Raw genomic sequence first — 21278 nt, 5'->3', positions numbered from 1 at the left:
CGCGTTTCGCGAATAAGTAAATATCTTTTTTATTTTTTTGAATAAAATAAATTCGCGTAGCGCGAAAAAAATATTGATTTTGTTCCGCGAAGTGTTATCTTTATTTGTAGGGAGGTTTTATATATGAACATAGGGGAACGTTTAAAGTATTTAAGGAACAAACAAAAATGGACTATGAAAGATATTTCTTCCAAATTAGGAATAGGAGACTCCACTTATAGCGGATACGAAACTAATTATAGAAAGCCAGATGCGGAAATGATTTGTAAATTAGCTGACTTGCATAATACAACAACTGATTATATTTTATGTAAGACTGACGATCCAGCGCTAGATAAAGCAACATCTTCTAATATTAAGGATTTCTTTGATAATCAAAAATTACATTGGGACGGAAAAGAATTATCTGAAGATGATGTAGAAAGCCTTAAAGATTTATTAGAAGTTGCGGTCAAGAGAATGCTTAAATAAAGAAAAAAAGGATTAGCAAGATGCTATTCCTTTTTTTAGTTGCAGTTTTTTTTGAAATGATTGTAATTCAATTTCATTCAACAATCCTCGTTTATGCAATTCTTCTAACACATAAACTATATCTGCATCTACATTTTCACTCCCCAATAATACTTGTATCATTTGTTTAACCTGTACTTCTACCCCTTTATTCATCACAATGATTTCCTCCCTATTTTAATTGGAATATTTTAGGCGGCTGGTTTTTTAATCGTTAGACATTAAACCAGCCTTTCCCAGAAAGTAGGAAAGACGTCGCTAAATTAATAGCAACGTCTTTCAAATTGAATATATGTAGTTATTTACTAAATTAATGTTATCAACTTATTTTTAGTGACCTCCAGGGTCAGACATCATGTATTGTAAAACTGGTTGATCTACAGATGCTTGCGCAACTTGTACATCCTCTTGAGTACTTGCAGCACCTGTTCCTATTCCTAATGTTAATAATACGCTTAATAATAAGTTATGCATTTAGTTCCACCTCGTCCTTTAATAGTTCTCTTTTTATGCCATTTGCATAGAATAAATTTCCTGTTCTTCCAAAATCAACCAAGGCTTCTTTTAAACCCATTATATCACCTTTGACTTTAGCACGCGAGGCTTTTTGATGAGGAGTAAGCCCCTTTCTTTCCAGTTCCACATACAATTTTTCACCTAACTCTTCATCTCCAAATTTCAATTGAAAATGCGCCTCTTCTCCAATATGTAAATATTCGTGTTCAATTTTATTTAAATTAAATCCATTATCAATATATACATGTGCCAATGTGGTTTTGAACGCTCGATATTTTTTAGATTGTTTACTAATTTTATTTTCTTCTAACACTTCAATAGATTTTAAAAGGTACTTTTCGGCAGTGTACATGCATTCATACTGGTAGGACTCCCCTAAGCAACAGTAGGCAGAGGCTTTTATTATTGGATAATCTAACTTCGAGTTGTTCGAATCGATTATATCCCAACATACTTTTCTTGCTTTTTCAACTTCGTCAGATAGTAGTTGAATAAACGCATCTCTTTCTTTATACTGCATTTCAAGGCATTCTCGAATGAATTTATTCTCAATTAAAGGTATTTGTTCTTTTGCTTTCTCTGAATAAGGAATGATAGCTCGGCAATTAGGAATGTCATACATTGCGAATCCGTATAACATTTTTACTAGTACCTGACAGTCTGCTAAATTAGAAAATTTTTGTTCATCAAGTGCTTTTTCTAATTCTCTTCCTGTTTTTTGGTTTAAATTTCGTTGATTATATAATTCGAAAATATTTAGATATTTCTTCAATGTCTTAGTATCTTTATGTTTCTCTAAGAGTTGAGAAATAATTTTGTATTCACCTTGGCCTTGACAATAGCAAAGTGCTTTTATAATGTTTAAATCCTTTTTACAAAGAAGAATAAACTTGTTAATCTCTTCTTTTCTAATTGAATAGTCTTCATATACATTAGATGCAACAGGGATAAAGTTTTCTAGTTTCATTTCATTTGTTTTACCTGATAAACCATCTTCAATCACACAACGATCTATGCCTGTTACCCTTGCTAATCCTCTAATTTTGATATCCTTACTTGCTCTCTCAGCTTCTAACTTCTTTATCAACCTTTCCACAATAACACTTCCCTTTCCTGAACACAGGACACCACCCTAAAAATTTCTCAAGTCGGAAACTGCATACGAGAAGGGAATATCTTATTTTTGTGTTATCCTTAGATGTGACTCGTATTGTAGCGAAGTGTTTCCTAAAATGGGTTAGGGAACGATTTTCAAGGTGTGTGTAGGAGCTCCCTTGAAAATACGCTCATATGGGTCTTTTTTCGTTCATTATAGTTATTTTTAATACTAACATGTTTTTTGAAAATTCGACAAAATATCCCGCAAACAATTGTTGAGAAAGTTTTTTATCGCTATAAATCAAGATTTTGGTACATATGCAATTTTGCATTTCATAAACCTATATGTATATATTACCACCAATCACCCAAAACCAAGAACGTAAGTTCTTGGTTTTGGCTTGTTTTTATTTACAAAAACAATCGAAATCAATATTTTGATTGTTTTACAATCAATTATAGTATGTTTAATACTTAAAGACTATACTCGAATTATGAAAGCGTTAGAATTGTTTGGTCAAAATTTAAAGAAACTTAGAAAGTCTAGGGATTTAACACAAGAACAACTCGGTCAACAACTAAACCTCAGTCGAAATCAGATAAATAATTATGAGAATGCAATGTTTGAACCGAGCATGGAAACACTTCTTCAAATCAGTTCTTTTTTTAATGTATCGTTAGACCTACTATGTAATGGTTATAACAACACAAATGACGTATTATTGCGTAACACTCTCGAAGAAGTTCAACAAACGTATGCGGCGTTAAAAGAACCTAAACGAGAGCGTTTTTGCAAACAACTCGTGTTTTATTCTAAAGTCTTAGCAGAGACTGACGAATTGTTATGATTTGATTGTAGAAGAAATCATTTCCAATTTCAAATTGTAAAATTCTCTTCCTTTTACAATTTAATCAAGAGAGCCGATGCTCTCTTTTTTTATGTAATAAAAAAAGAGCTGTTAGGCTCCTTCTATGTACTATATACCTGTTCCTGGTCCTAATCTTGCTTTCAAGCCACCAGGATCTGTAACTTTATGAGTGCCAGGGTCCATTGTGAATTCTCCCATATCCTTTCCCCTCCTATCTAATTCTATTAATATTTTACTATTATTCAACAAGAGCCGACAAACATATCCTATAACCGAATTTGTTTATATATGATAAAATGTATCCATCGCTGATATGTCCAACTATGTAATTTTCATAGCAGCAAAATTACAACTAGACTTTATACAACATGATTCAAAAAATGAAGGAGTGGTTTAAGTGAAAGGACATATTCGAAAAAGAGGAAATAAATATTGCATTATTATTGATATTGGACCAGATCCAGAGACAGGAAAAAGAAGACAGAAGTGGTTTTCTGGGTATAAGACGAAAAAAGAAGCACAGGCTGATGTAGCGAAGAAGATTACAGAGTTGAATGAAGGAACTTTTGTGGAGCCATCTAAACTTACCTTAAAAGAATATTTATTGGAATGGTTAGAAGTAAAAAAAATGAGTTTAGAAAACGGTACGTATATTTCTTATAAAGCCTATATAAATGCGTATATTATGCCAACTATTGGGATGGTTTCACTCCATAAATTAAATGCAATACACATTCAAAAATGCTATAAGGCGACAATAGATAAAGGGATCGGTAACAACTCCATTCTTCTTATGCATAAAATTTTAAAGAGCGCTCTCAATTTAGCGGTAAAACAAAATGTTATTACAAAAAACCCAGCTAACTTTGCTGAAATACCAAAAAAAGAAAAATCCTCTATCCAGCCCTGGACAGAGGAAGAAGTAAAGAGTTTTTTATTTCATTCACAAGATTCACGATACCATATCGGCTATGTCATTGCAATTACTACAGGGATGCGTTTAGGAGAAGTTCTTGGTTTACGATGGCAAGATGTTGATTTTAAAAACAGCACTGTTACAATCAATCAGACTATTGGTTTTGATAACAAAGTTAAATTAACTGCAAAAAACAAATCATCCAAGCGTACGATTCCCGTTCCAGCAAAAACTATAGAAGCTCTAAAAAAATACCGAACACAAGTGAATAAGGAAAAATTACGCTTAGGCTCTGCTTATAGCGATTTAGATTTAATTAATTGCAATGAAGTGGGAGAAGTTTTGAAGAGATGTACTTTTAGATCTCATTTCAAGAAAATTATTAAAAAAGCGGGCGTAAAAGAAATAAGGTTTCATGATGTAAGACACACACATGCAACCTTATTATTAAAACAAGGAGTCAATCCCAAAATTATAAGCGAAAGATTAGGTCATACAGACATTTCGATGACCTTGAGGATTTATTCACACATATTACCAAACATGCAAAAAGAAGCCGTTGAAAACTTCGGCAAAAGTATCTTTGGATAATCAACGTTTGCAAAATGTTTGCAAACAAGCAAATCAGACTAGATAAACCTTGATATATCAAGGGATATTGACTTTAATCTACTATACTCATAGTATAATAATCATAATAACAAAGGACTGTTCGTATATATAAAATGAGTCGTTAAGCAAACTGACTCACAAGAACTGTCATGCTTTTTAGGAGAGGAGTATATTATGCTACAACATCTGTTTCCAAAACTGCGATTTGCACTCGTTGCAGTCGTTTTACTATGGATTAAAACATATATTGTGTACAAGCTAGCATTTGATATTAAAATTGATAATTTCTTTGAAGAATTCATGCTTTTTATTAATCCACTAGCTGCGTTACTTTTATTTTTCGGCTTAGCTTTACTTGCATCTAAGTACCGAAACCGAATTATAATTGGAATCAGTTTTATACTGTCATTTATTTTATTTGGAAACGCAATGTTTTATGGGTTCTATAACGATTTCGTTACTTTCCCGGTTTTATTCCAAACAAACAATATGGCTGATTTAGGGACAAGTATAAAAGAACTCTTTACGTACAAAACATTACTTTTATTTGCAGATGCAATTATTTTAATGTTTATTTCGCGTAAATTCCCATCATTTGGCGACAAAACACCACTTTCCCGCTCAGAGAAGCGAACTTTCTTTAGCGGTGTAACAGCTTTATTAGCACTACAAATTGTTGTATCAGTTATTTATAAACCACAAATGTTCTCGCGCTCATTTGACCGTCAAACTGTCGTAAAGAATTTAGGTTTATACACATATCATCTATTTGATATTACACTTCAATCCAAGTCTTCAGCTGAGCGTGTATTTGCAAGTGGGGATGGATTTTCTGAAATCAAAAACTATACAGACTCAAAAGACAAACAAGTTGATAAAAACTTATTTGGAGCTGCAAAAGGTAAAAATGTAATTTTAATTTCAATGGAATCTACACAAAGCTTTGTTATTAATAAAAAAATAAATGGAAAAGAAATTACCCCATTTTTAAATGAATTTATTAAGGATAGTTTCTATTTCGATAACTTCTATCATCAAACTGGACAAGGCAAAACTTCTGATGCTGAATTTATCGTTGAAAACTCACTTTATCCGCTAGATCGTGGTTCTGTATTCTTTACTCATGCAACAAACGAATACACAGCGACACCAGAACAATTAAAGAAATACGGATATTCTTCTGCCGTCTTCCATTCAAATGATAAAACGTTTTGGAATCGGGATGTAATGTATCCTGCGCTTGGATATGATCGTTACTTTAATTTAAATGATTACGCAGGAACGGAACAAATGTCTGTCGGTTGGGGATTAAAAGATAAACAGTTCTTTGAACAATCTATTCCAAAGTTAAAATCTTTACCGCAACCGTTCTATACAAAATTTATTACATTAACAAATCATTTTCCGTTTCTTCTAAATCCGGAAGACCAATATGTTGATGAATTCAACTCAGAAAGTGGTGTTGTAAACCGCTACTTCCCAACTGTTCGTTACACAGATGAAGCTCTTAAATTATTTATTAAACAATTAAAAGAAGAAGGACTGTATGATAATTCCGTTATTGTCATTTATGGTGATCATTATGGTATTTCCGAAAACCATAACGCAGCTATGGCACAGTTCCTAGGAAAAGATACTATTACACCATTCGATTCTATGCAATTACAACGAGTTCCTCTTATTATTCATGTGCCTGGTCAAGAAGGAAAAGTTGTTTCTAAAGTATCTGGTCAAATTGATATTAAACCAACGCTCCTTCATTTACTTGGTATTAAAACAAATAAATCCGTTGAATTTGGAACTGACTTATTTATTAAAGAAAAAGACCCGCTTATGGTAATGCGTGATGGTAGCTTTGTTTCTGAAGAGTATGTTTATACAAAAAATATGTGCTACAAAAGAAGTACGGGTGAAGAAGCTGATATGACGCTATGTCAGCCGTATATTGAAAAAGCAAAAACAGAATTAAAACTCTCCGATAAATTAATTTATGGAGATTTATTACGTTTCGATCCTAATAATCAATATAAAACTGGAACGATGACAACGAAATTTGAATAGTAAAGGAAGCAACTTTATACAAGTTGCTTCCTCTTTTTATTTTCACTTAATTTTTAAATCATCCTTCTATGAAATCTTTCACAAATTGGTAATTTCTTTCGTATGAGGAATAAATTTATGGTATGATAAAATAAGTAAACTTTCATACACTAATTAAGAATTTATTACAGAAAGCAAGGGATCAGATTTTGTATAGAGCAGCTATTCCAAACTTATTTACGCTCGGAAATTTATATAGCGGATTTTTATCAATCGGCTATGCATCTTTAGGATATTATAAATCAGCTGCTATTTTAGTACTTATCGGGATGATGTTAGATAGTCTTGATGGTCGTGTTGCTCGTTTATTACGTGTTGATTCACAAATGGGAAAAGAGCTCGACTCGCTTGCAGATGTCGTAACATTTGGTGCAGCACCTGCTGTTTTAATGTATTACACATCTTTCTCAAACTACGGAATCATCGGATTATACATAGCGGGATTATTCCCTCTTTTCGGAGCATATCGTTTAGCACGATTTAATGTAACACCATCTTCTACTTCAATGAAATATTTCACTGGAGTACCGATTACAGCAGCGGGAGGGCTTGTTGCTTTCTTAACATTATTTTCACATACCATTCCAAAAATCGTTCTTATTACCGTATTTGTAACGTTCGCATTTTTAATGGTGAGCCGCATTCGTATCCCAAGTTTAAAAGATGTACCAATTCCACGATATAGCATCATTATTACACTATTTTTAGTTGGAATCATTATTACAATGTATCAAACAGGATTTGGCAATTTTTCTGTTTTCTTATTCATTGCCATTCCACTATATATTTTGTACATGTTATCTCAATTCATTAGACAAAGACCGTCTAAAAAAGCGAATAAAGAAAAATAAGAAAACCTTCCGAGTCCGGAAGGTTTCTTTTTATTTTGTGACTAATACCTTTTGATTTACAGGTGTTACTGGCTCTTCGCCGTTTAATACAGCTAAAATATTTCTGACAGCCATTTCAGCCATCGCATCACGAGTTTCAAACGTTGCATTCCCTACGTGTGGAGCAAGTACTACATTCTTTAACTCTTTTAGCTCTTCTGTAATTTTCGGTTCAAATTCAAACACATCAAGAGCTGCCCCTTCAATTTCATTCGTTTTTAATGCATAAGCAAGTGCTGCTTCATTCATAATTGGTCCACGTGAAGCATTTACAATATACGCTGTTTTCTTCATCATTTTAAACTGCTCTTCATCAATCATATGATGTAATTTCGGATTATAAGCACAGTTAATTGTAATAAAATCTGCTGTTTGTAATAATTTTTCCAACGTCACATACGTTGCTCCCAGTTCACTTTCAGCTTCAAACTTACGATTTGGCCCTGTATATAAAACATCCATTCCAAATGCTTTCGCACGTTTTGCAACAGCCTTCCCGATTTCTCCAAGACCAATAATTCCGATTGTCTTACCGTGGACTTCTCGTCCTAAGAAAAATAACGGTGCCCATCCGTTAAATCCAGTCGTACGACATAACATATCCCCTTCAGGAATTCTACGCGCCGCTGCTAAAAGAAGTGCAAATGTTAATTCGGCAGTCGCTTCCGTTGATACTTTCGGTGTATTCGTAACTGCAATTCCTTTTTCACCCGCATACGTGTAATCAATATTGTCGTAACCAGCACCATAGTTTGCAACAATCTTTAAATGAGACGCTGCATCAATAACTTCTTTTGGCACCTTTGTCGAAAGTAAACTTAACAATGCATCTTTATCTTTTACAAGCTCTGTTAATTCATCTATAGAAATTAACTCCTCTTTATCGTACATTTCTACATCATGATCTTTTAATAGTTCTAATCCAATTTCCGGAATTTTTCCCGCTACTAATATTTTTGCCACTACTAACACCTCTTCTATAGAAAATAAGATATCTCTTATATTTCATTGTAAGAAATCCACATATAAAAACCAAGGAATTTGATTATAGTTTTGAAAATCGACACTTTTCCATGAAAAAAGAGGAGATGCAACTCTCCCCTCTTCTTACGCTTTTTCCTGCGATTCTTTTCCGAGCTTCACATCAATAGTTCCTTCTGCAACCGTATCGCTAATTTGCTCCTCAATAACCGATTGAGATGCAGCATTCGTTTCAGAAGTATAAGCTTGTTGCTGTGCAACTTGTACATTTTGTTTATTTTGTTGTTTCGCCATTTCTTACCCTCCTTTTCATTCTTTCTTATTTTGAACAAAAAGGGTGGTTTTCATCAAAAAATTGCGTTTCATTTTGAATTTGTTACTTCTTCTTCAAGCGACCTCATTACTCTTGCTCGCTTCGTAAATGTTGCAATCTGAGTAACACCGTGCGCTCGTAATGTTTGTACATTCTCTTGTACATAGTTCCCTAAATCATTTGGATAATGGGCATCCGAAGAAATCGTAATTGGAACACCATACTTAGCTAATACTTGTAAATATAGTGGACTTGGGCACATTTCACGAACAGGATAACGATAGTACAATCCTGCATTTATTTCTGTTGCCGTATTCATTTCTACTAACGCACAGGCAATTTCCTTATAATAAGAAAGCTGTTCATTCTCATCCAATCGATAATTAAATACCTTTATATTATCTAGATGAGCGATAATATCAAATAACTCGGTACGAATCGCACTCTCAACTGTTTTAAAAAACGTATCGTATAATGCGCGTAGGTCATGCACCTCAAAATATTCTTTCGTATCTGGATTATCAAATCCCCAGCCATTTAGAAAATGAACGGAGCCAATTACATAATCAAAGTCTCCTAGCGCTAATAATTCTTTTAACTCTCCTTCACAACCAATAAAATAATCCGCTTCAATTCCAAGTTTAAGTGTGACACCTCTTTTACTCCATCGTTCTTTCGCCTCTTCAATTGCCTTTGTAAAATCATACAGTGAAACTATCCTTACTTGATCTAACCATTCTTTCTGTATACGACCGAGCTTAGAATCACTAATATCTACATATTTTTCATAATATCCTTTCGCTTCATGAAAACGATATAGATGATCAACAATTCCCACTTCTTTTATTCCTTTTCGCACAGCTTCTTCTAAATATAGATCTATCCATTCTGTTGTAAATGGCCCTTCCTTCACACGTTTTTGCAAACGCTCTTGTGTTTTCATAAGCCAATCCATAGAATGCCTTTCTTGAAGCGGTTCATAACATTCCAACGCTTCATTTATTTTAGCAAGCCATCCTATTGAATACGGTCCTTCTTCTAAGTGAAGATGATAATCTACTTTCATATACATTCCCCCTTATAATGTATCTATTTCCCTTCTATCCCCAACTCTCGAAAGCTTTCCATTTCGTTCTTTCACCTCTCGCATGACATCTTCCAATGCGATATTTTTTTCAGCTAATAAAACGAAACAGTGATAAAATACATCAACCATTTCTTTCACTACTTCTTCTTTATCATTATTTTTACATGCGATAATTACTTCAGCACACTCTTCACCAATTTTCTTTAAAATTTTATCTTCTCCTTTTGAAAATAAATAATTTGTATACGATTCAGGAAGTGGGCTTTCCTTTCGTTCTTCAATTGTTTTATACAGCAACTTAAAGGCATTTTCCATATGTATCCCCCTATATAATTTGATAGTGAAAACATGTCTTCTCCCCCGTATGACAAGCAGGTCCTACTTGTTTCACATTCACAACAATTGAATCTTGATCACAATCTAAGTATAGAGATTGCACATATTGAACATTCCCTGATGTTTCTCCCTTATTCCATAACGACTGCCTCGAACGAGAGTAAAACCATGTTCTTTTCGTCTCTAACGTTTTTTCATATGCTTCTTCATTCATATAAGCTAGCATTAAAACTTCTTTCGTACCTTCTTCGATGACAATTGCCGGTATTAATCCTTTTGAAAAATTAGGTTTCATAACCGCACCTCAACATTTGCATCTCTTAATTTTCGCTTTACACTCTGCACTGTCGCCTCACCATAATGAAAGATGGATGCCGCTAATGCTGCATCAACTGTTGTCTTTTGAAAAACTTCTATAATGTGATCCGTATGACCACAGCCTCCTGATGCGATGACTGGAATGGAAACACTTTTTGAAATTTCTTCTGTTAAACGAAGATCATATCCACTTTTCGTTCCATCTGCATCCATACTCGTTAACAAAATTTCACCCGCCCCGAGCTTAACAACACGCTTCGCCCATTCTATGGCATCCATTCCTGTGTCAACTCTTCCGCCGTTGACGTATACGTTCCATTTATCTTCTGCTACTTTTCTAGCGTCAATTGCCACGACAATACATTGTGATCCAAAGTGTTCTGCGCCCTCTTCGATTAGCTTCGGATTTCGCACTGCCGCTGAGTTTATTGAAACTTTGTCTGCTCCAGCTCTTAGTAAATTGTACATATCTTTCACACTTGAAATCCCCCCGCCAACCGTAAGAGGAATAAATACTTTAGCTGCTGTTTTTTCTACAACATCTATAATCGTTTTTCTTCCTTCATGAGTCGCTGTAATATCTAAAAATACGATTTCATCTGCCCCTGCCACGTTATATGCTTCAGCTATTTCAACCGGATCACCGACATCTTGTAATCCTATAAAATTTACACCCTTTACGACTCGCCCTTCTTTCACATCTAGACATGGAATAATTCGTTTCGCTAACATAACTTCGTTACCTGTAACACTTCTTCTAAATCAATCGTTTTCTCGTAAAGCGCCTTTCCAATTATGACACCATATATATTCATATCATTTAACTTTTTCACATCTTGAATAGATGCCACTCCTCCAGAGGCAATGAGACGAATGCCCACACTTTTTTGAAGTAACGCCAATTGTTCAAAATTTGGCCCTGCAAGCGTCCCGTCTTTCGAAATGTCTGTAAACACAATCATTTGAACATCTAAACTTTCCATTTGTTTCGCTAAACTAATATAAGAAATTTCAGACAGATCAAGCCAACCTCTCGTTGCTACGAAGCCATTTTTCGCATCAATTCCAACAATGATTTTCTCTTTATATAGACGAACTGCTTCCTCTAAAAATGACTTATCATAAAGAGCTGCTGTTCCTAAAATCACTTTTTCTACACCTACTGACAATAACTTCTCCACCGCTACAAGTGAACGAATTCCTCCTCCCACTTGCACAGGAATACGTACCGCCTTACAGATTTTTTCAATGACGGGCAAATTTAACGACTCGCCAGCAATTGCACCGTCTAAATCAACAATGTGTAGTATTTCCGCTCCAAGCTTTTCAAATATGATTGCCTGCGCTACCGGATCTTCATTCATCACCGTTTCTTTACTAAACTCTCCTTGATAAAGTCTAACGCATCGTCCTTCTTTTAAATCGATAGCTGGGAAGATTTCCATGCTTCTACCACCCCTTGAAAATTTTTTAATATTTGCATGCCAATTTCACCACTTTTTTCTGGATGAAACTGTGCACCAAATACATTTCCTTTCGCTACAAACCCTGGTACTTGCATTCCATAATCACTTACTCCGCATACAATTTCATCTGGACAATCCGCGTAATATGAGTGAACATAATAAACGAAAGAACCATCCACTAATCCATTCCAAAGCGGAAATTCTCTTTCCTTCCTTAATTCATTCCATCCCATATGAGGAATTTTATACGAAACTTTTAACTTACGAATTTCCCCTGGTAGTAAACCTAACCCGCTACAATCTTTTAGTTCCTCACTTCGTTCAAATAAAAGCTGCATGCCCAAACATATACCGAGGAGAGGTTTTCCTATATCACAAACCTCTTTTAGTACACACACTAAATCTCTTTCTTCTAATACGTCCATCGCTTTCGGAAATGCACCTACTCCCGGTAAAATCACGCCATCGCTTCTCAATATCTCTTCTTTATCACTCGTTACAATGTACTCTGCCCCAATATATTTTAATGCTTGCTCTACACTGCGAATATTCCCCATTCCATAATCTATAATGGCAATCAATTACAACATCCCTTTCGTTGAATTTACACCAGTAATGTTGGCATTTTTTTCGACCGCTTCTCTAAGCGCTCTACCAAAAGCTTTAAATACTGCTTCAATTTTGTGATGCGTATTACTTCCGTATAGAACGCGCGCATGTAATGTAATATTGGCAGCATGTGCAACTGCTCTAAAAAATTCTTCCGTCAATTCTGTATCAAAATCCCCAAGCTTCGGATTTGTTAATTCCCCTTGAAATACACAATATGAGCGTCCACTTATATCAATTGCGACAAATCCTAAAGATTCATCCATCGGTACATACGCAGAACCGTAACGATTAATTCCCTCTTTGTTTTGCAATGCTTCTTTCAAGCAATTTCCGAGTACAATTCCAACATCTTCAACGGTGTGATGTGCATCGACAAATGCATCCCCTTCTGCTTCAACTTGCAATCCAAATCTTCCATGTCTAGCAAATAAAGTAAGCATATGATCGAAAAAACCAACCCCTGTTTGAATAGATACATTTGTACTTTCATCAAGCTGCAAATTTAATTTAATTTTTGTTTCTGTCGTCTCACGTACTTGACTGGACTGACGCATTATTTTTCCTCCTCAAACCTTATTTGGATTGCTCTCGCATGTGCATGTAACCCTTCTTTATTTGCAAGCTCTACAATGTGATGCTGTACATTTTTTAATGCTTCCTCCGTATAAGAAATAAAACTTGATTTTTTCACGAAATCATCGACTGATAACGGAGAAAAAAATCTTGCCGTTCCGCTCGTTGGTAATACATGATTCGGTCCCGCTAAATAATCCCCGAGCGGTTCAGGTGCATATGACCCAAGGAAAATAGAACCTGCATGTTTCACATAATCTAGAGCATTCATCGGTTCTTTTATATGTAACTCTAAATGTTCTGGAGCAATTTCATTTGATAACTTTAGTGCCTCCTCTAAAGAAGGAACGATAAAGATGGCTCCATTTCTATTTATTGATTCACGTGCAATTTCACTTCTTGGTAACATTTCTAACTGTCTTTCTATCTCTTTTTCTACTTCTTTAGCTAGTTCCATATTCGTTGTAATACAAATTGCCGTTGCTCTCTCATCATGCTCTGCTTGCGATAATAAATCCGCTGCGATATATTTTGCATTACCTGTTTCATCCGCGACAACTACAATTTCTGATGGACCAGCAATCATATCGATATTTACTATTCCGTATACTTCTCGCTTCGCTAGAGCGACATACAAATTTCCCGGTCCAACTATTTTATCCACTTTCGGAATCGATTCCGTCCCGTATGCTAAAGCAGCAATTGCTTGCGCGCCACCTATCGTATAAATTTCATCTACTCCCGCAAGATTTGCAGCAGCTAATATATGCGGATCAATTCCTCCTTTCCTCGGCGGTGTTACCATTACAATCTTTTTCACACCTGCGAGTTTCGCCGGCAATACATTCATTAATACTGAAGAAGGATATGAGGCTGTCCCACCCGGTACATATACACCTACATTTTCTAACGGCCGAATGAGTTGCCCTCTAATTATGCCTTTACTTTCACAATCAAATATTGAGTGCTTCTTTTGCTTTTCGTGATACGAAACAATGTTTTTCTTCGCCTCTTTTAAAGCTTCTAAAAATGAATTCGTTACAAACATACTCGCTTGCTGTATTTCTTCTTCACTTACACGAAAATCTTTCATCTCTACACCATCAAACTTTTTTGTATAGAAAGATAAAGCTTCGTCTTTCCCTTCCCTTACATTTCTAATGATTTCTCTTACACTTCTTTGAACAGTTTCTTCTATTATATTAGCGTTTTCTCTTAGCACTTTTACTTTAGATAATGCCTCCTTAAAGTCTTCATAAATGATTTTCATTTTAAGTCCTCCTATTTCCCTGATAAGATTTCTTGCTCCATCATATTTATAATACTGAATATTTCGTCTTTTTTAGTTTTTAAGGCTGCCTTATTTACAATCATCCGAGCCGATATAAAGTACATTTCCTCAAATACAATAAGTCCATTCTCTTGTAATGTTTTTCCTGTTTCAACAATATCTACAATCGCATCTGCCAATCCAAGAAGAGGAGCGATTTCTACAGAACCTTCTATTTTAATAATTTCTACATCCTCTCCCTTATCATGAAAATAAGTAGAAGTAATATGCGGGTATTTCGTAGCAATTCTTTTCTTCCGGTAACTCTTCGGATTATACGTAGGAATAGAAGCAACACAAAACTTACAAATCCCCACTCCTAAATCCAGCATTTCATAAATATCTTTCTCGTTTTCCATTAAAATATCTTTTCCAACGATGCCAATATCAGCTACCCCATGTTCTACATAAGTAGCAACATCAACCGCTTTTACTAAAATAAATGAAACATTTGTATTTTTACTTTGAAATACAAGCTTTCGACCTTTATTTTTGAGCTCGGAACAATCAATTCCAATCTGCTCAAAAAGTGGAATGACATGTTTTTCTAATCTTCCTTTCGTTAACGCAATTTGAATGTTACGCATGAAGCCTCTCCTTCTTTCTGGACTACCCATTTCTCATTCCATACATATTCCACTAAGTATTCATTCTTTGCCTCAACGACCGTTCCTATTTTATTTTTTCTTGCGAATTGAAAGGTATCGCTTAAATTAGAGAATAGAGATAACCAAGCATTTTTCCCATCCTTTCGAAGTAAATTTCGTAGCCTTTCTGCTTCCGCTAATCTATTTAACTCATAATGAATCACAATATCAATTTGATTTCGTTCATATGGTTCTTGCTGCTCTTGCAGCGCCTTCACAATTTGATTTACTTGTACCGCGAGTCCAACAGCTGGCAGCATTTCTCCAAAATTGCCAATTAGCTCATCGTATCTTCCGCCACTAACGATTTCTTCTCCAATTTCATATATATATCCTTTGAAAATAACACCCGTATAGTAATCTAAGTGTTGAATCATGCCCAAATCAATTGATATGTAAGAACCATATCCTAACGTTTCAATTGTTTCATACATTTCTTTTATTCTTGCAATTGCCATTTTCATTTCATTACTTGAAGCAAGCTTTTCTGCTTCCTCAATAACTTCTAAATTTCCAAATAGCCTTGGCAATTTCTCAAGTAACCTTACTGTCTCATCGCATCGATTTAATTTCTTTTCTCCGATAAAATTTGAGAGGGCTGCATAATTTTTACTTTCTATATACGTTCTAAGTACCCTTTCTTCTTCATCATGGATGGAGAGTTTTTTTACAATACATTTATATAACTGTACTTGCCCAATCTCAATTGTAAAAGATTGCACCTTCAACTTTTGAAGTGCTTGAATGACACTTATTACACATTCAATTTCAGCTCTTACATTATCAATCCCGATAACTTCAATACCACTTTGTACGATTTCATTATATTTTCCAGAATGGGATTCATTCGCTCGAAATACATTCCCGCTATACGTCACTTTAAGTGGCGTATCCCATCTCTGTGTTCCAATAACTCTCGCTAAAGGAATTGTCATATCTGGACGTAAAACGATAATCCTTCCCTTTTCATCAAAAAATTTATACATCTTCTCTTCATCTATCGGTCTATTTTGAAATGCAAAAACGTCATAAAATTCAATTGTAGGTGTTCTTATTTCTTCATAACCTCTCTCTAAAAAAGTAAGCCTTAATTTTTGTTCTACTTCTTCAATTAACGTACATTCTTCGAATAAATAATCTCTCGTTCCATTCGGGTTCGCCCGTTTCCATTTTGTCATCTAAATTTTCACACCTTTCCCCTTCTAATGTATGCCTATTTCATTCCCCTAAGCCGAAAATAAAAAGAGCCTTGTAGACAAAATACCTACAAGGCTCTTCAGTAGAGTGTAGGTACAACGGGAATAACCCTTGTACCTACACGTTTTCACGCTAGGTTCAAGGGTTTCATGTATGATGATGTAGTTGTGTAAGCATTGTAATAGATTTTATTTTATTCATAATACTTACTCCCTTTCTCCTCTGATTTTCACATAGTATATAACAGTTAATTTTGAATGTAAATACATTTTTAATATTCCGTCACTTTCTTTAATGTAAAGCCACTTTTCTTTCATACTCTTTTATTTCTTGTTCATATTGCATTGTAATACTAATTTCATCTAAACCATTTAATAACTTCTCTTTCCACATTTTCTCGATTGTAAAATGGAATCTATGCGTATTCGTTGTCATTATTTCATTTTCTAAATCAACTATGATTTGTTCTCTCGCATCTGTTTTAGCAAGTTGTTCACGCATATCTTTATCCATTACAATCGGTAACATGCCATTTTTCATACAATTCATATAAAAGATATCGGCAAATCCTCCAGCGATAATAACGCGGAAACCATAATCAGCAAGTGCCCATGGAGCATGTTCTCTTGACGAGCCACATCCAAAATTATCGCCTGTGATTAATATACTGGCTCCTTTTCTTTCTTGTGCATTAAGCGGGAAATTAGGGTTTTCTTGGCGATTATTATCATATCGCCACTCATCAAATAAAAACTTCCCAAACCCAGTTCTTTCAATTCTCTTTAAATATTGCTTCGGAATAATTTGATCTGTATCAATGTTATCATTCATCAGTACTGCGGCAGTACCTTTATGAATACGAAATGGCTCCATCATAACTCTCCTTTCTAATATCAACAAAATGACCATATAACGCAGCCGCTGCCGCCATTGCAGGGCTAACTAAATGCGTTCGTGCTCCCTTTCCTTGTCTTCCTTCAAAATTGCGATTTGACGTAGAGGCACAATGTTCCCCTTCAGGCACTTGATCTGGATTCATACCTAGACACATTGAGCATCCGGGCTCTCTCCATTCAAATCCAGCTTCTTCAAATATGCGATGTAATCCTTTATGCATCGCTGCTTCTCTTACCCTTTGAGATCCAGGTACAACAAGTGCTCGCACACCTTCTTTTACTTTTTTACCTTTCACGACAGATGCAGCAATTTCTAAGTCAGAAAGCCTGGAATTTGTACAAGATCCAATGAAAACATGTTGAACTGGAATTTCATACGTACTTTGTCCGGGACTCAATCCCATATAAGAAAACGCTCTTTCGTCATTTGCATCATGCTTTTCTGGCAATTTCTCATCGATCCGAACACCCATACTAGGATTTGTTCCCCACGTAACGTACGGTGCTAAATCCGTAACATCTACTAGAATATGTAAATCATAAACTGCATCTAAATCTGTATAAAGTTCTGACCATTTTTTCTTAATAGATTCATAGTCTTTCGGTGCATATTTACGCCCTTTTACGTAAGCAACCGTTTTTTCATCTGGTGCAATAATGCCAGCCTTTGCTCCCCCTTCAATTGCCATATTGCAAAGCGTCATCCTCTCTTCCATATCCATAGCATGAATGGCCTCTCCGTAAAATTCCATTACGTAACCTGTTCCAACTGCTACTCCGTACTTTGAAAGAAGGTGTAAAATAATATCTTTCGCATAAACACCTTGCGGTAACTTTCCTTTTAACTCAATGCCCATTGCTTTCGGCTTTCGTTGCCATAACGTTTGCGTCGCCAATACATGTTCCACTTCACTCGTACCAATACCAAACGCTAGTGCGCCAAAAGCACCGTGTGTTGCTGTATGACTATCACCACAAACAATCGTTTTTCCTGGCTGTGTGAGTCCAAGTTCTGGTCCTATTACATGAACGATCCCTTGCTCTTCATCTCCGATATCCGCTAATGGCACCTGAAATTGTTTACAGTTTTCCCGAAGTGTATCTAGTTGCTGCTTCGCAATGCGGTCGGTAATATTCCAAACATCTTTCGTTGGAATATTATGATCCATCGTTGCAAATGTTAAATCTGGTCTGCGGACTGTTCGATTTGTAAGCCGCAAGCCTTCAAAGGCTTGCGGTGACGTTACTTCATGAACAAGATGTAGATCGATATATAATAAATCCAATCCATTTTCATTAGTCGCAACTACATGTCTTTCCCAAAGCTTATCTAGTAACCTTTTCCCCATTATCTTCCTCTCCCTACTAACGCTTGCTCTTCCATTTCTTGAATAACTGCCTTTGTAAATGAAGTTGTCGTTTCAGTCCCCCCGATATCTGCTGTACATTTTCCTGATTTAAGGACTGCAGAAACTGCTTCTTCAATTGCATATCCTTCTCTCGTTAATCCGAACGATTGCCCAAGCATCATTGCAACAGAACGCATCATCGCAATTGGATTCGCCTTATTTTTCCCCGCAATATCCGGTGCTGATCCGTGAATAGGCTCGTATAATGAAGGCCCCTTTTCAGCGTGACTTGCTGATGGAAGCATTCCTAATGATCCAGCTAATACTGAAGCCTCATCACTTAAAATATCACCAAATAAATTTTCCGTTACAATAACGTCAAATCTTCCTGGATTCCGAATTAATTCCATAGCTGCTGCATCTACTAAAATGTGTTCTACTTCCACATTTGGGTAGCGAAGTGCTACTTCTTCTGTCACAGTTCTCCATAATTTACTAGACTCTAAAACATTCGCTTTATCAATAGATGTTACTTTTTTCTTCCGCTTATTCGCTAATTGAAAAGCATACGAAACGATACGTTCAATTTCATGGCGATGATACGTAAGTGTATCTGTCGCCACTTCTTCCGTTCGCTCTTTCGGATAAGAAAAATAAATTCCGCCTGTTAATTCACGAACGACAACGAAATCAATTTCATCAGCGTTTTTTAATGGTGATAAATGTGCAGTTGCACTTTCTACCGTTACAGGGCGAACATTCGCAAATACACCGAGTCCTTTTCTTAATGCTAATAATCCTTTCTCAGGCCTTTCTTTCGCACTATCCCACCTTGGTCCACCTACTGCTCCAAGTAAAACCGCATCACTCGCTAAACAGGCGGCAAGTGTTCGCTGTGGTAATGGTTGCCCAGTTAAATCGATAGCAACACCACCAAAGTACTCATCTTGCAAATGAAAATGATGTCCATATAGCCTTTTTACCATATGCAATACTTCCTTCGCACTTTCCATTACTTCTGGACCAACACCATCACCAGCTAAACAAACGATACGTTTTTCCATTTTTAACACTCCTTTTAACTGAATTTTCAGAACTTTAATTTGATAGGTGAGGAAAGCTTCTCTCACCTATCAAATATTTATTTCACAAGCGCTATAAGAGATTTTAATTTCCCTGCTGCATGGACATAAGCTCTCGCCGACGCTTCCAATACGTCTTGCGCAACTCCGAAACCTGATATTTGGTGACTACCTTCTTTTAATTCAACATGAACGTGAGCAAGTGCATCTTGACCTTGTGTAATAGATTGTATGCGATAATCTGCCAATTCACATTCTAATTCTAAAATTCTTTGAATCGCATTGTATATCGCTTCAATACTACCAGAACCAGTGGCTGCATCTTCATATACATTTCCTTCCTCATCCTTCAGCACAACTGTTGCGCATTGTGTACTATTTGATACGAAATGCACTTGTAATTGCGTAATGTTATATTGCTGAGCTGCAAATGCTGCTTCACCAAGCATAAGTGCGCGTAAATCTTCTTCAGTAATTTCCTTTTTACGATCAGCCAATTTTTTAAATGCTTCGAATGCCGCATCTCGCTCTTCATTTGTAAATTCATAACCAAGCTCTTTCATTTTTTCCGTAAACGCATGACGGCCAGAATGTTTCCCAAGTACAAAGAGATTTTGAGATTCTCCTATAAGCGCTGGTTCGATAATTTCATAAGTTGTTACTTCTTTTAGAACCCCATCTTGGTGGATGCCTGATTCATGAGCAAATGCATTCGCTCCAACGATTGCTTTATTTTTCGGTACAACCATACCCGTTAACCTGCTTACTAATGTACTCGTTGCCTTAATCTCTTTTAAAGTCATCGAAGGTTCTGCTTTATAAAAATCTTTTCTAATATGAAGAGCAACCGCAACTTCTTCTAACGCTGCATTCCCTGCTCTTTCTCCAATGCCATTAATCGTTCCTTCTACTTGCAATGCTCCGCCTTCAACCGCAGCTAACGAATTTGCTACTGCCATACCAAGATCGTCGTGACAATGACAAGAAAAAATCGCTTTTTCATATGATGGAACGGATTCTTGTAAGTATTTAAAAAGAGAATAATATTCTTCCGGATTCGTATATCCAACTGTATCCGGAATATTAATTACATTCGCTCCTGCGCGAATCGCAGTTTCTACTGCTTCAGCTAAAAATGCTCTCGATGTTCTTGTCGCATCTTCTGCAGAAAATTGTACTGTCGGAAATAATGATTTTCCAAGCGTAACCGAACGATGAATACTATTTAACACATCTTCTTTTGACATACAAAGTTTATATTTCATATGAATATCACTCGTAGCTAGAAATACGTGTAGACGAGGAGATACAGCACCTTTCACAGCTTCATATGCTCTTCGAATGTCACTTTCTTTCGCTCTAGCTAAACTCATAACCGTAGCATTTTGAATTGTATTCGCGATGCGTTTTACCGATTGGAAGTCACCTTCGGAAGCTGCCGCGAATCCAGCTTCCATTACATGAATACCAAGCCTCTCTAATTGCCTAGCAATTTGTAACTTCTCTTGTTCATTTAAATTTACTCCTGGTGATTGTTCGCCATCACGAAGCGTTGTATCCATGAACAAAATCTGCTTCAT

Annotated in this window: 24 protein-coding genes; 5 read left to right on the top strand and 19 right to left on the bottom strand. The window is 35.8% G+C overall.

What is annotated here, in order from left to right; all coding sequences use genetic code 11:
- The first annotated feature begins 123 nt into the window (after positions 1-123).
- Positions 124-471 (top strand): helix-turn-helix domain-containing protein, encoded by a 348-nt coding sequence (locus ATL10_RS01200; protein ID WP_110496264.1) that lies wholly within the window; start codon positions 124-126, stop codon positions 469-471.
- A gap of 12 nt (positions 472-483) precedes the next feature.
- Here ATL10_RS01200 and ATL10_RS01195 read toward each other — a convergent pair whose 3' ends face one another.
- The 3 genes from ATL10_RS01195 to ATL10_RS01190 form a co-directional block, all read right to left on the bottom strand.
- Positions 484-666 carry a hypothetical protein gene (locus ATL10_RS01195; RefSeq protein WP_110496474.1) on the bottom strand — a complete coding sequence of 61 codons (183 nt, stop codon included), beginning with the start codon at positions 664-666 and terminating at the stop codon, positions 484-486.
- 174 nt (positions 667-840) lie between these two features.
- Positions 841-984 carry a hypothetical protein gene (locus tag ATL10_RS31040; protein ID WP_176549445.1) on the bottom strand — a complete coding sequence of 48 codons (144 nt, stop codon included), beginning with the start codon at positions 982-984 and terminating at the stop codon, positions 841-843.
- Positions 977-2122, bottom strand: a complete 1146-nt coding sequence (locus ATL10_RS01190; RefSeq protein ID WP_110496262.1) for an AimR family lysis-lysogeny pheromone receptor — start codon at positions 2120-2122, stop codon at positions 977-979. Before ATL10_RS01190 ends, ATL10_RS31040 begins: the two co-directional genes overlap by 8 nt.
- Positions 2123-2618: 496 nt before the next feature.
- Between ATL10_RS01190 and ATL10_RS01185 the strand changes: the two genes are divergently transcribed.
- The 4 genes from ATL10_RS01185 to pssA all read left to right on the top strand — a co-directional run bounded on the left by ATL10_RS01185 (position 2619) and on the right by pssA (position 7472).
- Positions 2619-2972, top strand: coding sequence for a helix-turn-helix domain-containing protein (locus tag ATL10_RS01185; protein ID WP_110496260.1), 354 nt, complete (start codon positions 2619-2621; stop codon positions 2970-2972).
- Between the two features lie 418 nt (positions 2973-3390).
- The gene (locus ATL10_RS01180; RefSeq protein WP_110496258.1) at positions 3391-4500 is read left to right on the top strand and encodes a site-specific integrase; all 1110 of its coding nucleotides are present in this window, start codon (positions 3391-3393) and stop codon (positions 4498-4500) included.
- A 195-nt stretch (positions 4501-4695) separates the two neighbouring features.
- A complete protein-coding gene (locus ATL10_RS01175; RefSeq protein ID WP_000939088.1) occupies positions 4696-6582 on the top strand; it encodes an LTA synthase family protein in 1887 nt (628 codons plus the stop codon).
- 188 nt (positions 6583-6770) lie between these two features.
- Positions 6771-7472 carry a CDP-diacylglycerol--serine O-phosphatidyltransferase gene (pssA, locus tag ATL10_RS01170; RefSeq protein WP_000285417.1) on the top strand — a complete coding sequence of 234 codons (702 nt, stop codon included), beginning with the start codon at positions 6771-6773 and terminating at the stop codon, positions 7470-7472.
- A 30-nt stretch (positions 7473-7502) separates the two neighbouring features.
- On the opposite strand, the gene ATL10_RS01165 is transcribed toward pssA, so the two are convergent.
- The 16 genes from ATL10_RS01165 to leuA form a co-directional block, all read right to left on the bottom strand.
- Positions 7503-8474, bottom strand: a complete 972-nt coding sequence (locus ATL10_RS01165) for an NAD(P)-dependent oxidoreductase (protein ID WP_110496256.1) — start codon at positions 8472-8474, stop codon at positions 7503-7505.
- A 144-nt stretch (positions 8475-8618) separates the two neighbouring features.
- Positions 8619-8786, bottom strand: a complete 168-nt coding sequence (locus ATL10_RS01160) for a DUF4025 domain-containing protein (RefSeq protein ID WP_001118893.1) — start codon at positions 8784-8786, stop codon at positions 8619-8621.
- A 68-nt stretch (positions 8787-8854) separates the two neighbouring features.
- Positions 8855-9871: a histidinol phosphate phosphatase domain-containing protein gene (locus tag ATL10_RS01155; protein WP_110496254.1), complete on the bottom strand. Its 1017-nt coding sequence runs from the start codon at positions 9869-9871 to the stop codon at positions 8855-8857.
- Positions 9872-9883: 12 nt separating this feature from the next.
- Positions 9884-10207 carry a phosphoribosyl-ATP diphosphatase gene (gene hisE, locus ATL10_RS01150; RefSeq protein WP_000426355.1) on the bottom strand — a complete coding sequence of 108 codons (324 nt, stop codon included), beginning with the start codon at positions 10205-10207 and terminating at the stop codon, positions 9884-9886.
- A gap of 10 nt (positions 10208-10217) precedes the next feature.
- A complete protein-coding gene (hisI, locus tag ATL10_RS01145) occupies positions 10218-10523 on the bottom strand; it encodes a phosphoribosyl-AMP cyclohydrolase (RefSeq protein ID WP_000803964.1) in 306 nt (101 codons plus the stop codon).
- Positions 10520-11278 (bottom strand): imidazoleglycerol phosphate synthase cyclase subunit, encoded by a 759-nt coding sequence (gene hisF, locus ATL10_RS01140; protein WP_023521478.1) that lies wholly within the window; start codon positions 11276-11278, stop codon positions 10520-10522. Before hisF ends, hisI begins: the two co-directional genes overlap by 4 nt.
- Positions 11272-11991, bottom strand: a complete 720-nt coding sequence (hisA, locus tag ATL10_RS01135) for a 1-(5-phosphoribosyl)-5-[(5-phosphoribosylamino)methylideneamino]imidazole-4-carboxamide isomerase (RefSeq protein ID WP_110496252.1) — start codon at positions 11989-11991, stop codon at positions 11272-11274. Before hisA ends, hisF begins: the two co-directional genes overlap by 7 nt.
- Positions 11964-12593: an imidazole glycerol phosphate synthase subunit HisH gene (hisH, locus tag ATL10_RS01130; RefSeq protein ID WP_053564913.1), complete on the bottom strand. Its 630-nt coding sequence runs from the start codon at positions 12591-12593 to the stop codon at positions 11964-11966. The genes hisA and hisH overlap by 28 nt, the downstream gene beginning before the upstream one ends.
- Positions 12594-13178 carry an imidazoleglycerol-phosphate dehydratase HisB gene (gene hisB, locus ATL10_RS01125; RefSeq protein ID WP_053564914.1) on the bottom strand — a complete coding sequence of 195 codons (585 nt, stop codon included), beginning with the start codon at positions 13176-13178 and terminating at the stop codon, positions 12594-12596.
- On the bottom strand, positions 13178-14467 hold the full coding sequence (gene hisD / locus ATL10_RS01120) for a histidinol dehydrogenase (protein WP_000692518.1): 1290 nt from the start codon (positions 14465-14467) through the stop codon (positions 13178-13180). The genes hisB and hisD overlap by 1 nt, the downstream gene beginning before the upstream one ends.
- Before the next feature lie 11 nt (positions 14468-14478).
- A complete protein-coding gene (gene hisG, locus ATL10_RS01115) occupies positions 14479-15114 on the bottom strand; it encodes an ATP phosphoribosyltransferase (protein ID WP_001244493.1) in 636 nt (211 codons plus the stop codon).
- Positions 15090-16352 (bottom strand): ATP phosphoribosyltransferase regulatory subunit, encoded by a 1263-nt coding sequence (locus ATL10_RS01110; protein ID WP_000170293.1) that lies wholly within the window; start codon positions 16350-16352, stop codon positions 15090-15092. The genes hisG and ATL10_RS01110 overlap by 25 nt, the downstream gene beginning before the upstream one ends.
- A gap of 310 nt (positions 16353-16662) precedes the next feature.
- Entirely contained in the window at positions 16663-17244 is a 582-nt protein-coding gene (leuD, locus tag ATL10_RS01105; protein WP_000433186.1) for a 3-isopropylmalate dehydratase small subunit, read from the bottom strand.
- Positions 17222-18616 (bottom strand): 3-isopropylmalate dehydratase large subunit, encoded by a 1395-nt coding sequence (leuC, locus tag ATL10_RS01100; protein WP_097924966.1) that lies wholly within the window; start codon positions 18614-18616, stop codon positions 17222-17224. The genes leuD and leuC overlap by 23 nt, the downstream gene beginning before the upstream one ends.
- Positions 18616-19680 carry a 3-isopropylmalate dehydrogenase gene (gene leuB, locus ATL10_RS01095; protein ID WP_090975928.1) on the bottom strand — a complete coding sequence of 355 codons (1065 nt, stop codon included), beginning with the start codon at positions 19678-19680 and terminating at the stop codon, positions 18616-18618. Before leuB ends, leuC begins: the two co-directional genes overlap by 1 nt.
- Positions 19681-19757: 77 nt before the next feature.
- Positions 19758-21278 (bottom strand): 2-isopropylmalate synthase, encoded by a 1521-nt coding sequence (gene leuA, locus ATL10_RS01090; RefSeq protein WP_090975926.1) that lies wholly within the window; start codon positions 21276-21278, stop codon positions 19758-19760.

Source organism: Bacillus sp. 196mf, from assembly GCF_003217275.1.
Lineage (GTDB): Bacteria > Bacillota > Bacilli > Bacillales > Bacillaceae_G > Bacillus_A > Bacillus_A thuringiensis_S.
The sequence above is the reverse complement of the archived record's forward strand: the minus strand, read 5'-3'. Positions and strand labels throughout refer to the sequence as shown.